Below are 14,114 nucleotides of genomic sequence, written 5' to 3'. Positions count from 1 at the left end.
AATGAAAGGCATCTCCCCATCACCCGCGTTGCGCCGCGTCGCCTTGGCAGGCATGTCAGCGCTGAGTCTGGCCGTACTGGTCGCATGCAGTGGCGGCCACGCGGAAAACGCTGCGCCACCGGCACCCGAAGTAAGCGTTGCGCCAGTGCTGATCAAGCAGGTTGCGCAGTGGGACGAGTTCAGCGGCCGCGTCGAGGCCGTGCAGAGCGTTGAACTGCGTCCGCGTGTGTCTGGCTACATCGACAAGGTCAACTACGTCGAAGGCGATGAGGTGAAGAAGGGCGATGTACTGTTCACCATCGATGCGCGCAGCTACCAGGCCGAGTTCAACAGGGCGCAGGCCGAATTGAATCGCGCACGCACGCAGGCTGGTCTGGCACGCAGCGAGTCCGAGCGCGCCCGTCGCCTGGCCGAACAACAGGCCATTGCTGCGGAAACCGCCGAACAGCGCCGTGCCAGTGCAGACCAGGCCGGTGCACAGGTGCAGGCCGCGCAGGCTGCATTGGATGCAGCGCGTCTCAACCTGGAGTTCACCAAGGTGCGTGCGCCGATCGATGGCCGTGCCGGCCGCGCGATGGTGACCGCTGGCAACCTGGTCACCGCCGGTGATGCAGCCAGCGTGCTGACCACCCTGGTGTCGCTGGACACGGTGCATGTCTACTTCGACGCCGACGAGTCCACCTACCTGCGTTACGTGCAGATGGCGCGCAATGGTGAGCGCCCGAGCGAGCGTGACCAGGCCTTGCCGGTCAAGGTTGGCCTGAGTGGCGAGCAGGGCTATCCGCACGAAGGCAAAGTCGATTTCCTCGACAACCAGATTACCCGCAGTACCGGCACCATCCGCGTGCGCGCACTGCTGGACAACGCCAGCCGCCAGTTCACTCCGGGCCTGTTCGCCCGTGTGCAGCTGCTGGGTAGCGGCCAGTTCCAGGCAGTACTCGTGGACGACAAGGCGGTGCTGACGGACCAGGACCGCAAGTACGTCTTCGTGCTGGACAAGGACAACAAGGCGCAGCGTCGTGATGTCCAGCTGGGCCGCAATGCCGAGGGCCTGCGCATCGTCGAGCAGGGTCTGGCTGCCGGCGACAAGGTCATCGTCGACGGCGTGCAGAAGGTGTTCATGCCAGGCATGCCGGTGCAGGCCAAGCCGGTTGCGATGCAGCGCACCGCTGCATCAGCCACCCAGGCCGTGAGCAGCATCAACTAAGCCGCCAACTACCTTTGCCGGCGTGGCAGCCGGCCGTGTTTGCCTGCTCCTGTTGGGAGCGGGCAGGGCGGCTGCAGCCTGACGCCAGCTTTTCCAAGGATTTCCCATGGATTTTTCCAGATTTTTCATCGACAGGCCGATCTTCGCGGCGGTGTTGTCGATCGTGATCTTCGCCGCTGGCCTGGTCAGCATTCCGTTCCTGCCCATTGGTGAGTATCCGGAAGTGGTGCCGCCGTCGGTGGTGGTGCGCACTGTGTATCCGGGTGCCAATCCCAAGGTGATCGCCGAGACGGTGGCGACACCCCTGGAAGAGGCGATCAACGGCGTCGAGGGCATGATGTACCTCAAGTCGGTGGCCGGCTCCGACGGCGTGCTGCAGATGACCGTCACCTTCCGCCCGGGCACCGATCCGGATGAAGCGGCGGTGAAGGTGCAGAACCGCGTTGCGCAGGCGCAGGCGCGCTTGCCTGAAGACGTGCGGCGGCAGGGCGTGACGACCCAGAAGCAGTCTCCGACCTTCCTGATGGTCGTGCACCTCACTTCGCCCAAGGGCAGCTACGACACCTTGTACCTGCGCAACTACGCCCGGCTGCACGTCAAGGATGGACTGGCGCGTATTCCCGGCGTCGGCGATGCGCAGATCTTCGGTGGTGGTGACTACGCCATGCGTGCATGGCTGGACCCGGACAAGGTTGCCTCGCGCGGACTGACCGCCAGCGACGTGGTGAGTGCCATGCGCGAACAGAACGTGCAGGTTTCCGCTGGTCAGCTTGGCGCCGAGCCCATGCCCAACAGCCAGTTCCTGACCCTTATCAATGCCCAGGGCCGCCTGCGCAGCGAGCAGGAGTTCGGTGACATCGTGCTCAAGAGCGGCACCGACGGCGAAGTGGTGCGCCTGTCGGACGTGGCGCGTATCGAACTGGGCGCGGGTGACTACACCTTGCGTTCGCAGCTGGATGGCAAGAACGCAGTCGGCATAGGTATCTTCCAGGCGCCGGGTGCCAATGCACTGGAGATCCGCGATTCCGTGATCGGCACCATGGACGAGCTGCAGAAGAGCTTCCCGGCCGACGTGAAGTACGAGGCGGTGTACGACACCACCATCTTCGTGCGTGACTCGATCAAGGCCGTGGTGACCACGTTGCTGGAAGCCATCGCGCTGGTGGTGCTGGTGGTGATCCTGTTCCTGCAGACCTGGCGTGCCTCGATCATTCCGCTGATCGCAGTGCCGGTGTCGGTGGTCGGTACATTTGCTGCGTTGTACCTGCTGGGCTTCTCGATCAATACGCTGAGCCTGTTCGGCCTGGTGCTGGCGATCGGCATCGTGGTCGATGACGCGATCGTGGTGGTGGAAAACGTCGAGCGCAACATCGAGGAAGGCCTGTCGCCCACGGCTGCTGCGCACCAGGCGATGAAGGAAGTGTCCGGCCCGATCGTCGCGATCGCGCTGGTGTTGTGTGCGGTGTTCGTGCCGATGGCGTTCCTGTCCGGCGTCACCGGCCAGTTCTACAAGCAGTTCGCGGTGACGATTGCCATTTCCACGGTGATCTCGGCGATCAACTCGCTGACCCTGTCGCCGGCCCTGGCTGCGCGCCTGCTCAAGCCGCATGGTGCGGCCAAGGATGCGCCCAGCCGTCTGATCGACAAGCTGTTCGGCTGGGTGTTCCGTCCGTTCAATCGTTTCTTCAAGACCAGCTCGGAGAAGTATGAGCGCGGCGTGTCACGCATCCTCGGTCGTCGCGGCGCGGTGTTCGTGGTGTACGCGGTGCTGCTGGTGGGTACCGGCGTGATCTTCAAGCTGGTGCCGCCGGGCTTCATCCCGACCCAGGACAAGCTGTACCTGATCGCCGGTGTGAAACTGCCGGAAGGCTCGTCGATTGCACGTACCGATGAAATGCTGCGCAAGGTGGCCAAGATTGCCCAGGAGACCGATGGCGTTGCCCACACCATCTCGTTCCCCGGCTTGAATGCGCTGCAGTTCACCAATACGCCAAACACCGGCGTGGCCTTCATTCCGCTCAAGCCGTTCAACGAACGCAAGGGCCGTACTGCCGCGCAGATCAATGCCGAGATCAACCAGAAGATCGCCGGGCTGCAGGAAGGGTTCGCCTTCGCGATGATGCCGCCGCCGATCCTTGGTTTGGGTAACGGCAACGGCTACCAGATGTTCATCGAGGACCGTGGCAATCTCGGCTATGGCGCCTTGCAGAACGCGGTGCAGAGCATGCAGGGCGCGGTGGCACAGACGCCGGGCATGGCCTATCCGATCACCAGCTACCAGGCCAACGTGCCGCAGCTGGATGCAGAGGTCGACCGTGTGAAGGCGAAGGCACAAGGGGTGCAGTTGACCGAGTTGTTCGACACGCTGCAGACCTACCTGGGTTCGGCCTATGTCAATGACTTCAACCAGTTCGGCCGTACCTGGCAGGTGATCGCGCAGGCTGATGGTCAGTTCCGTGACAGCGTGGAAGATATTGGCAAGCTGCGCACCCGCAATGATCGCGGCGAGATGGTGCCGATCGGTTCGATGGTGACCGTCAAGGAAACCTATGGCCCGGATCCGGTGCTGCGCTTCAACGGTTATCCGGCGGCTGATCTGGCCGGTGAAGCAGATCCGCGCATGCTGTCCTCGGCCGAGGCGATGAACAAGCTCACCGAGATTGCCGGGCAGGTGCTGCCGGCCGGCATGGCCACCGAATGGACCGACCTGAGCTACCAGCAGGCGACACAGGGCAAGGCTGCCTTCATCGTGTTCCCGGTGGCGATCCTGCTGGCCTTCCTGGTGTTGGCCGCGCTGTACGAGAGCTGGTCGCTGCCGCTGGCGGTGATCCTGATCGTCCCGATGACCTTGCTGTCGGCGTTGTTCGGCGTATGGCTGACCGGCGGTGATAACAACGTCTTCGTGCAGGTAGGCCTGGTGGTGTTGATGGGCCTGGCATGCAAGAACGCGATCCTGATCGTCGAGTTCGCCCGTGAGTTGGAGATGGGGGGCAAGGGCATCGTCGAGGCGGCGCTGGAAGCCTGCCGTCTGCGTCTGCGCCCTATCGTGATGACCTCGATCGCCTTCATCGCCGGCACGGTGCCGTTGGTGCTTTCGCATGGCGCCGGTGCCGAGGTGCGCTCGGTGACGGGTATCACCGTGTTTGCTGGCATGTTGGGTGTGACCTTGTTCGGCCTGTTCCTGACCCCGGTGTTTTACGTGGCGCTGCGCAAGTTCGTGTCACGTAACGGCGGCGGCAAGCTGGTACAGCACGGTGAGCCGACGCTCCACCATTGATGGCAGGTGTATACGCGTTGCGTGAGGCAGCAGAAGTCCTGCCTCACGCAGGTCCTTGTCACCTTCACTGGCAAGGATGGTTTGAAATGTTATCGGGCTTGTATCAATTCATTCCCCCAAGGAAAAGCAGATGAATACCCAGAACACCAACGTTGCCCTGGTTACCGGCGCCACCCGCGGCATCGGTCTTGAGACCGTACGCCAGCTCGCAGCCGCGGGCGTGCATACGCTGCTGGCCGGGCGCAACTACGATACTGCCGCCGCAAAGGCGCAGGAGCTGAAGGCGGAAGGCCTGCCGGTGGAAGCCATCCAGCTCGACGTCAATGACCCTGACAGCATCGCGGTAGCGGTTGAGCGCGTGACGCAGCAGCACGGCAAGCTCGATATCCTGGTCAACAACGCCGGCGTGCTGGTCGATGACCTGCAGGCCGGCGCCAGCGGCCAGTCGCTGGAAACCTGGCGCAGCACCTTCAATACCAATCTGTTCGCCGTGGTTGAAGTGACCGTGGCCTTCCTGCCGCTGCTGCGTGCTGCACCGGCCGGACGCATCGTCAATGTGTCCAGCATCCTCGGCTCCTTGACCCTGCATGCGCAGCCGGGCTCTTCGATCTACGGTTTCATCGTGCCGGCCTACAACGCTTCCAAGAGCGCGCTGAACGCCTGGACCGTGCAGCTGGCGCATGAGTTGCGCGAAGGCCCGATCAAGGTCAACGCGGTGCATCCGGGCTACGTCAAGACCGACATGAACGGTGGCGAAGGTGAGATCGATGTCGCCGAAGGCGCGCGTTCCAGCGTGGGCATGGCCTTGATCGCTGCCGATGGCCCCACCGGCAGCTTCAGCTACCTCGGCGAGGTGCTGCCGTGGTGATGCGCCTGTTGGTGACCGCAATGGCCAGTGTCTTGCTGGCCGGTTGCATGACGGTGGGTCCCGACTACAAGGCAGCACCAGTGGAACCGGTCAGCCTGCAGGGCGCGGTTGACCCGGCGTTCTCCAGTGCGCCGCCGGTTGCGAGCTGGTGGACGCAGTTTGATGACCCGGTACTGGGGCAGCTGGTGCACGATGCACTGGGTGACAACCTGGATCTGCAGATTGCGATGGCACGCGTACGCGCCGCGCGCGCGGCGTTCACCGAACAGCGCCTGGATCAGCTGCCGCACATCACTGCCGGTGGCAGCCAGGACAGGCGCAAGCAACCCGATGCAACGCTGGGCGGCGAGCGCGTCGGTAGCGAGACCTATCAGCTCGGCTTCGATGCCGGTTGGGAGCTGGACCTGTTCGGCAGGCAACGTCGTGCGGCGGAGGCCGCGCGTGCCGACCTTGGCGCGGAGCGGGACAATCTGGCCGACGCGCAGGTGATGGTGGCGGCCGAAGTGGCACGCAACTACTTCGAGCTGCGCGGATCACAGAAGCGGATTGCCGTTGCCCGCGACACGCTGCTCAATCTGCGTGAGACCCAACGGCTGACCGAAACCCGGTTGGAGCTTGGCGCTGGCAGCGAGCTGGACGTGCAGAGCAGTCGCGCCCGTTTGAAGGCGATCGAGGCGGATATTCCGTTGCTGGAAGTGTCCGAGGTGCAGTCGCGGCACCGTCTTGCCGTGCTGCTTGGGCAGCGTCCCGGTTCACTGGACACATTGCTGCAGCCACGTGAAGTGCCTGCATTCGCCAAGGCCTTGCCACTGGGCGACACCAGCGACCTGCTGCGGCAGCGTGCCGATGTGCGCATGGCCGAGCGTCGCCTGGCTGCAGCCACGGCGCGTGTTGGCGTGGCAACGGCCGATCTGTTCCCGCGCATCAGCCTGAGTGGTTTCGTCGGTTTCCTGGGCGGCGATGCTTCGGGTCTGGTCAACGGCAACAACAAGGCCTGGTCGCTGACCCCGTCGATCAGCTGGGCGGCATTCGACTTCGGCACCGTGCGGGCACGCCTGCGTGCCAGCAAGGCGCAGGCCGATGGCGCGGCAGCCGAGTACGAGAAGGCGGTGCTGCTGGCATTGGAAGACACCGAGAACGCGCTGACCCGCTATGCCAAGCAGCAGGCACGCTTGTGCATCGTGGCTGAGCAGGCACAGGCCGCACGCAAGGCGGAATCGCTTGCGCAGCTGCGTTATCGCGAAGGCTCGGAAGACTTCCTGGCCTTGCTGGATGCGCAGCGCAATCAGTTGGCTGCCGACGATGCGTTGGCGGCAGCGGAAGCGTCGGTGAATGTCAGTGTCGTTGCTGTCTACAAGGCACTGGGCGGCTGGGGTGGACAGCCCGGTCCTGCGTTGGCGGTCACCAGCGTACGTTGAGAGCGCGGGAGCTTCTGGATCTGCAAACAGAAACAGGCGGCCAATGGCCGCCTGTTTCGTTACGCACCACGGAAAATCAGGCAGCGTCAGCTTGCGCCCGGCGCGGGCCTTCAACCAGCGCGCGACCAACCATCTCCACCAGCACGTCGAGTTCTTCCTCATCCATGCCGAAGTGCGGGGTGAAACGCAGCGAATTCTCGCCACCGTGGATGACATTGACGCCGTGCATGCGCAGCCACTCTTCGGTGGAGCCGGCGCCATAGCATTTGAACTGCGGGGCCAGCTCGCAGGAGAACAGCAGGCCGGTGCCCTGCACCTTGGTGATCAGGCCGCCGAGCTTGGTCTTGAGCGCTTCCAGCTTCTGCACGGCCTGTTCACCACGCAGGCGGATGTTCTGGCGAACTTCCGGCGACAGGCGGGCGAGGGTGGCGACAGCCACATCCAGCGCGCGCGGGTTGGTGGTCATGGTGTTGCCGTACACGCCCTTGCGGTAGAGCTTGGCGGCATGCTCGGTGACGGCCAGCACCGACAGCGGGAACTGCGCGCCGTTCAAGGCCTTGGAATAGGTTTCCATGTCCGGCGGATCCAGCGTCTCGTAGCCCGGGTAGTCGACGAAGGACAGGGTGCCGTGCGCACGCAGTGCGGCCTGGATGGAGTCGATCAGCAGCAGGCTGCCGTGCTCGCGGGTGAGTTCGCGGACCAGCTTGTAGAAGCTGGCCGGCACCGCGCGGCCCGGGTCGCCTTCGCCCATCACCGGTTCCAGGAATACCGCCTCGATGAACCAGTTGTTGGCCTTGGCATCGGCGAACACCTTGCGCATCGCCGCTTCGTCGTAGGGCGGCACGGTGATGACGCTGTTCTCGCCGCGGTAGCTGGCCAGGTGCTGGTCATAGGCCTTGCGGCTGGAGTCGGAGTACAGCGCCGGGCGGTCGGTGCGGCCGTGGAAGCTGCCCTTGATCACCACTCGCTTGATGGTGGCGCCGGCATGCGGTGCACCCGGATCGGTCTGCAGCTTGGCGTTGATGTCGGCAATTCGAGCGGCCAGGCCAACGGCCTCGGAGCCGGAGTTCAAGCACATGAAGTGCGAGAACGGACAGCTGCCGCGGCTGTGGCCGATCTCTTTCTGCATGGCCTGCACGAAGCGGCGCTGGGCCAGGCTCGGGGTCATGATGTTGGCCATCACCTGCGGCTTGGCTGCAGCGGCCATCACGTCGGCCGGGGTGTGGCCGAAGCCGAGCATGCCGTAGCCGCCAGCGTCATACAGCACGGCGCCCTTGAGCGAGACCACCCACGGGCCGCAGGCGGCCAGGGCGATGTACGGGACGACGGCGTCGTCGGCGTAGAAATTGACGAAGCCGGCCTGCATGGCGGCGATCTGGTCGTGCTCGTCCAGATCCAGCAGGTCGGCAGCTTCGTCCTTGATGCGGGCGTATTCGCTGGCGGCAGCGGCGATGGCGCCTGCCAGGTCCGGGTGAGCGACGGCCAGGCGTTCAACGCTGGCGTCGTCCAGGCCTTGGGTCAGGCGGCTGCCGGCGTGCGCGCGAAGCGGGGCGAGGGGGCCGAGTACGGTCATGCTCATCTCCAGAAGTTTCTTGTATATACCCATTATGTGGAGATTCTGGACATATGGCAGCTATGATCTCGACGGATTTTCGGGTAATTTCGTCGAATCGACGAAGCTGGTTTGCAATGTGAATATTTCTCCTGCCGACGAACGCCTGTTGTCCGTGTTGCGCGAGGACGCGCGCGCCTCCACCGCGCAGATCGCCCGCCGGCTTGGCCTGTCACGGACCACGGTGCAGAGCCGCATCGACCGGCTCGAGCAGTTGGGAGTGATTGCCGGCTACACGGTGCGCACCCATGAGGACTACGAGCAGGGCCAGGTGCGTGCGCACGTGCTGATCACCGTCCTGCCGAAGAAGATGCCGGCCGTGGTCAAGGCGCTGCGTGACATCACCGAGGTGCGCTCGCTGCATTCGGTAAGCGGCAACCACGACCTGATCGCGATGGTGGTGGTGGGTGGGGTCAGCGAGATGGATGTGGTGACCGACGCCATCGGTGCGGTGGATGGGGTGGAACGGACCAACAGCGCGATCATTCTTTCTACCAAGTTTGAGCGGTGAGGTAGCTGGCAGCGTTGCTTCGGCGCTGCCTTGCCCATGCTCTACAGCCGTCATTCCCGCGAAGGCGGGAATCGCTCTTGCTTTGGCTGTTCGCTGTTGATTTGGCCTGGCCAGTGCGAATTCAGGAGCAAGCCAGTGCCAGAGCCAGAGCGATTCCCGCCTTCGCGGGAATGACGGCATGAAGCGAAGCCAAGGCCAAGGCCCGAACCCAGGCCCAAGCCCAGAAACCAGCTCTTCCTCCCCCGGGAGCTACAATAGTCGGCTCCCCGCACGAAGTTCCGGCCTTGAAGAAGTCCGATTTCACCTATGACCTGCCTGAGGAATTGATCGCCCAGGCTCCCTTGGCCGAACGTTCGGCCAGTCGCCTGCTGCTGGTTCCGCCGGCGCCGGCGCCGTTCGACGACCGTCAGGTGCGTGATCTGGCCGGATTGCTGCAGCCTGGTGACCTGCTGGTGTTCAACGACACCCGCGTCATCCCGGCGCGCCTGTTCGGGCAGAAAGCCAGTGGCGGCCGCGTCGAGATCCTGATCGAGCGTCTGCTCGGTGGCCAGCAGGCGCGCGCGCAGATAGGTGCCAGCAAATCGCCCAAGCCCGGCAGTCGCATTCAGCTTGATGCCGGCGGCGAAGCCGAGGTGCTTGGCCGCGACGGCGAGTTCTATGTGCTGCGCTTTGATATCCCCGAATCGCTGGAATCCTGGCTGGTGCACGAAGGTCGCCTGCCGCTGCCGCCCTACATCCACCGGGAGCCCGGTGTGGACGACCGCGAGCGCTACCAGACGGTGTTCGCCAAGCAGGTCGGTGCCGTGGCTGCGCCGACCGCCGGTCTGCACTTCGACGAAGCGCTGCTGGCGCAGCTGCGCGAGCGTGGCGTGCAGTTCGGGCACATCACCCTGCATGTTGGTGCCGGCACCTTCCAGCCGGTGCGCGTGGATGATCTGTCGCAGCACGTGATGCACCGCGAATGGCTCAATGTCGGCGCCGAGCTGGTCGAGCAGGTGCGGCGCACCCGTGCTGCCGGTGGCCGGGTGATCGGTGTCGGTACCACCGTGGTGCGAGCGCTGGAGAGTGCGATGCGCGAAGGCGAACTGCATCCCTACGCCGGAGAGACCCAGATCTTCATCACCCCGGGTTATCGCATCCGCAGCGTCGATGCGATGGTCACCAATTTCCACCTGCCGGAAAGCACCCTGCTGATGATGATCAGCGCGTTCGCGGGCAAGGAACGTGTTTTCCAGGCCTATGCGCACGCTATCGCGCAGAAGTACCGCTTCTTCAGCTATGGCGATGCGATGCTGTTGTTCCCGGCTGCGGAAGGTGCGGCTGTTTGACGTAGTGCACGGATGGATCAGATGAGATAAGTTCTCATTTGATCCGTGTCCGGCCATCGTGGCCGGGACCGACGACCACTTCCGGAGTAAATCATGCGTCATCCGAAGCGTGCCGCCGGCCATCTGGCTGCCTTGTGTTCCCTTGTCCTGCTTGGCGCCTGCGCCAAGAGCGGTGACGCCCCCGCACCTGCTGCCGCATCGCAAGCAGGCACCACTGCGGGTGAGGTCAACCTCTACACCACGCGCGAACCCGCCCTGGTGCAGCCGTTGTTGGACGCCTTCACCGCGGACACCGGCATCAAGGTCAATACGGTGCTGCTCAAGGACGGCTTGACCGAGCGTCTGGCTGCCGAAGGCGAGCGTTCGCCGGCCGACGTGCTGATGACGGTGGACACCGGTCGCCTGCTCGACGTGGTTGAAGCCGGGCACACCCAGGCGGTGAAGTCGCCGGTGCTGGAAGCGGCCATCCCTGCGCACTTGCGCTCGCCCGAAGGGCAGTGGTTCGCGCTGTCGCTGCGCGACCGCGTGGTCTATGCCGACAAGGATCTCGACCTGACCGGCTTCACTTATGAAGATCTGGCCGATCCCAAGTGGAAGGGCCGGGTATGCATCCGTTCCGGCCAGCATCCTTACAACACCAGTCTGTTCGCGGCGATGATCGCGCATGATGGCGCGGAGAAGACCGAAGTCTGGCTGCGCGGGGTCAAGGCCAACCTCGCTCGCAAGGCTGCCGGTGGTGATCGCGATGTTGCACGCGACATTCTTGCCGGCATCTGCGATATCGGTGTGGCCAACGCGTATTACGTGGGCCGCATGAAGAACGCCGAGGAAGGCTCCGAGCAGCGCAGCTGGGGTGATGCCATCCAGGTAGTGCGGCCGGTGTTTGCCAGTGCTGCCGATACCGGCACCCACGTCAATATCTCCGGCGCCGCCGTCGCCCGTCATGCGCCCAATCATGACAACGCGGTGAAGTTGCTGGAATACCTGGTCAGCGACAGCTCGCAGAGCCTGTACGCGCGCGCCAACTACGAATACCCGGTGAAGCCGGGTGTTGCGCTTGACCCGGTCGTAGCCAGCTTCGGGCCGATGAAGGTGGACCCGCTGCCCTTGGCCGAAGTGGTTGCCAACCGCAAGCTGGCCAGTGAGCTGGTGGACAAGGTCGGTTTCGATAACTGAACCTTGCGGCTTCCTACGGGCCGGCGCCGTGCTTGCGGTGCCGGGCCGTTGTTTCGCGATGGATAGTGCTTGATGACGTGGCGATGGAATCCCTGGCTGCTGGGCGCGGTATCGGTGGCGGTGCTGATGTTGGCGCCGGTGCTGGGCTTGGCGTGGGCGGCGAGCGATGGCAGCGCGGGGCTGTGGGCGCATCTATCGGCCAATGTGCTGCCGACCGCGCTGTTCAATACCGGGCTGTTGTTGCTGGGCGTCGGGGTATTGGTCGTAGTGCTGGGTACGGGCAGTGCGTGGTTGGTGACGGCGTTTGCGTTCCCGGGGCGCAAACTGTTGAGCTGGGCATTGCTGCTGCCCTTGGCGGTGCCAACGTATATCGCCGCCTTCGCCTATCTGGACGTGCTGCATCCGCTTGGCCCGGTGCAGGGGCTGATCCGTGACCTGCTGGGCTATGACAGTCCCCGCCAGTTCCGTCTGCCGGATATCCGCCATCTGCTTGGCTGCATCGTGCTGCTGGGCTTCGTGCTCTATCCCTATGTGTACCTGACGACCCGCGCCTTGTTCATGACCCAGGCGGCGGGCTTGCTTGAAGCGGCGCGCAGCCTGGGGGCCACGCCGCTGCAGGTGTTCTGGCGGGTGGCGCTGCCGTTGGCGCGACCTGCAATCGCAGTAGGCGTGGCACTGGCCTTGCTGGAAACCCTCAACGATATCGGGGCCTCCGAATTCCTCGGCGTGCAGACCCTCACTGTTTCGATCTACACCACCTGGGTAAGTCGCGGCGATCTGGCCGGCGCGGCCCAGATCGCGTTGGCGATGCTCGCGGTGGTGGCGTTGTTGCTGACGCTGGAGCGCTATGGTCGGCGCCGGCAGCGCTACGCCAGCGTACTGCGGCCACGCCCGTTGCAGCCGCTGCAGCTGCGCGGCGCGCGTGGCCTGCTTGCGTTGCTGTTGGGGTTGCTGCCGGTGCTGCTGGGCTTTGTGGTGCCGGCGGCCTATCTGCTCTGGGAGGCGGTTGAGCGCCTGCAGGTTGCTGGTTTCTCGCCGCAGTTGCTGGTTGCGCTGTGGAACACCTTGCGGGTTGCCTTGTTGGCAACGGTTGTGGCGATGACGCTGGGGTTGTTGGTTGCGTGGGCATTGCGGCTGGCGCAGGCGCGGCGACGCAACGCCCTGGCAATGGCCAGCAGTCGCACTGCCACGCTGGGCTATGCGATCCCCGGCACGGTGCTGGCGATCGGCCTGTTGTTGCCGCTGGGTGGGCTGGATGCCGTGGCCAGCCGGCTGTTGGTGCTGCTTGGCGGTCAGCCGCAGATGCTGTTGATGGGTTCGGTGACCGTGTTGGTGCTGGCGTATACGCTGCGCTTTCTTGCGGTATCGGTGGGCGGGATCGAGGCGGGCTTGGCGCGCATTCCGCTGTCGCTGGATCAGGCTGCAGCGAGTCTGGGCGAGGGTGCAGCGGGGATGTTGCGACGGGTGCATCTGCCGCTGCTGCGCCCGGCCTTGGCCGCTGCCGCGCTGCTGGTATTCGTCGATACGATGAAGGAGTTGGCGGCCACCCTTGTGCTGCGGCCAATGAATTTCGAAACACTCGCGACATGGTTGTATGCCGAGGCTGCGCGCGGGACGTATGAAGAAGGCGCGGTGGCGGCCTTGTTGATTGTCGTCAGTGGCCTGCTGCCGGTGATCCTGCTGGCGCGCGCAGGCGCGGCTTATGGAGTTGAAGATGCACGTTGACGCACAGCTGGTATTGGAAGACCTGCATATTGGCTATCCCGTCGCGGGCGGTTTCAAACCGGTGGTGGAGGGCTTGTCGTTGCAGCTCGGTCGTGGCGAGATTGGATGCCTGCTGGGTGCGTCCGGCTGCGGCAAGACCACGGTGCTGCGCAGCATTGCCGGCTTTGAGCCGCTGCAGCAGGGCGGCATCGTGCTCGCCGGGCGGCAGCTGGCTGCGCCGCAGCGGGCGCTGCCGCCCGAGCAGCGCAGGGTTGGGATGATGTTCCAGGATTACGCGCTGTTTCCGCACCTGGACGTGGCGGCGAACATCGGCTTTGGCCTGCGTGGCCTGCAACGTGCCAAGCGGAAGGCCCGGGTCCAGGCTTTGTTGCAGTACGTGGGCTTGCCAGGCCTGGAGCTGCGCTACCCGCATGAATTGTCTGGTGGCCAACAGCAGCGCGTAGCGTTGGCGCGCGCGCTGGCGCCGGCACCGGACCTGTTGCTGCTGGACGAGCCGTTCTCGAACCTGGACGTGGATACCCGTCAGCGGCTGGCTGGCGAACTGCGTGACCTGCTCAAGGCGGCCGGCACCACGGTGCTGATGGTGACCCATGACCAGAGTGAGGCCTTTGCCATGGCTGATCGCATCGGCGTCATGCATGAAGGGCGCTTGCTGCAGTGGAGCAGCGCCCAAGCGCTGTATCAGGCGCCGCAGGATCCGTTCGTCGCCGGTTTCATCGGTCGCGGAGCGCTGATCCAGGCGGCGCGGCTCGGCATGGTTGGGGGAGGGCGGGTGCTGGTGCGCCCACACAGCCTGTTGCTGGACCCGGCCGCGGCACTGCGTGCGCGGGTCGAGGGCGTGGTATTTCGCGGGCCGGGCAGCAGCGGTTGGGTGCGCTTGGCGGGCGGTGAGCGGCTGGAGCTGGACTTCGGCCCTGGCCAGCTGCCGGATATTGGTGCCGAGGTTGGCCTGGCCTGGCACGATCCAGCGCCGGTTCGCTTCCCCGACTGAC

10 protein-coding genes are annotated in these 14,114 nt (G+C 64.6%); 9 read left to right on the top strand and 1 reads right to left on the bottom strand.

Translation table 11 applies throughout. The features are described 5' to 3' along the window. The first annotated feature begins 1 nt into the window (after position 1). From ACVOLI_RS02570 to ACVOLI_RS02555, 4 genes are all read left to right on the top strand, one after another. Positions 2-1,207 carry an efflux RND transporter periplasmic adaptor subunit gene (locus ACVOLI_RS02570; RefSeq protein WP_481533401.1) on the top strand — a complete coding sequence of 402 codons (1,206 nt, stop codon included), beginning with the start codon at positions 2-4 and terminating at the stop codon, positions 1,205-1,207. A 106-nt stretch (positions 1,208-1,313) separates the two neighbouring features. Continuing rightward, positions 1,314-4,484: an efflux RND transporter permease subunit gene (locus ACVOLI_RS02565; RefSeq protein WP_481533400.1), complete on the top strand. Its 3,171-nt coding sequence runs from the start codon at positions 1,314-1,316 to the stop codon at positions 4,482-4,484. A 130-nt stretch (positions 4,485-4,614) separates the two neighbouring features. After that, the gene (locus ACVOLI_RS02560; protein ID WP_481533399.1) at positions 4,615-5,352 is read left to right on the top strand and encodes an SDR family oxidoreductase; all 738 of its coding nucleotides are present in this window, start codon (positions 4,615-4,617) and stop codon (positions 5,350-5,352) included. Then, positions 5,346-6,770, top strand: coding sequence for an efflux transporter outer membrane subunit (locus tag ACVOLI_RS02555; protein ID WP_481533398.1), 1,425 nt, complete (start codon positions 5,346-5,348; stop codon positions 6,768-6,770). The genes ACVOLI_RS02560 and ACVOLI_RS02555 overlap by 7 nt, the downstream gene beginning before the upstream one ends. A 76-nt stretch (positions 6,771-6,846) precedes the next feature. On the opposite strand, the gene ACVOLI_RS02550 is transcribed toward ACVOLI_RS02555, so the two are convergent. After that, positions 6,847-8,343, bottom strand: coding sequence for an aminotransferase class III-fold pyridoxal phosphate-dependent enzyme (locus ACVOLI_RS02550; RefSeq protein ID WP_481533397.1), 1,497 nt, complete (start codon positions 8,341-8,343; stop codon positions 6,847-6,849). 118 nt (positions 8,344-8,461) lie between these two features. Between ACVOLI_RS02550 and ACVOLI_RS02545 the strand changes: the two genes are divergently transcribed. The 5 genes from ACVOLI_RS02545 (at position 8,462) to ACVOLI_RS02525 (ending at position 14,113) form a co-directional block, all read left to right on the top strand. Then, positions 8,462-8,893 carry an Lrp/AsnC family transcriptional regulator gene (locus ACVOLI_RS02545; protein WP_282271858.1) on the top strand — a complete coding sequence of 144 codons (432 nt, stop codon included), beginning with the start codon at positions 8,462-8,464 and terminating at the stop codon, positions 8,891-8,893. Positions 8,894-9,177: 284 nt separating this feature from the next. After that, complete coding sequence (gene queA / locus ACVOLI_RS02540) at positions 9,178-10,221, top strand: tRNA preQ1(34) S-adenosylmethionine ribosyltransferase-isomerase QueA (protein WP_296246330.1); 1,044 nt, start codon at positions 9,178-9,180, stop codon at positions 10,219-10,221. Between the two features lie 93 nt (positions 10,222-10,314). Continuing rightward, positions 10,315-11,397: a Fe(3+) ABC transporter substrate-binding protein gene (locus tag ACVOLI_RS02535; protein ID WP_481533396.1), complete on the top strand. Its 1,083-nt coding sequence runs from the start codon at positions 10,315-10,317 to the stop codon at positions 11,395-11,397. A 72-nt stretch (positions 11,398-11,469) separates the two neighbouring features. After that, positions 11,470-13,122: an ABC transporter permease gene (locus tag ACVOLI_RS02530; RefSeq protein ID WP_481533395.1), complete on the top strand. Its 1,653-nt coding sequence runs from the start codon at positions 11,470-11,472 to the stop codon at positions 13,120-13,122. Continuing rightward, complete coding sequence (locus ACVOLI_RS02525) at positions 13,112-14,113, top strand: ABC transporter ATP-binding protein (RefSeq protein ID WP_481533394.1); 1,002 nt, start codon at positions 13,112-13,114, stop codon at positions 14,111-14,113. Before ACVOLI_RS02530 ends, ACVOLI_RS02525 begins: the two co-directional genes overlap by 11 nt. Position 14,114: the final 1 nt, after the last annotated feature.

It is taken from the genome of Stenotrophomonas sp. STEN029 (genome assembly GCF_056760015.1).
The sequence above is the reverse complement of the archived record's forward strand: the minus strand, read 5'-3'. Positions and strand labels throughout refer to the sequence as shown.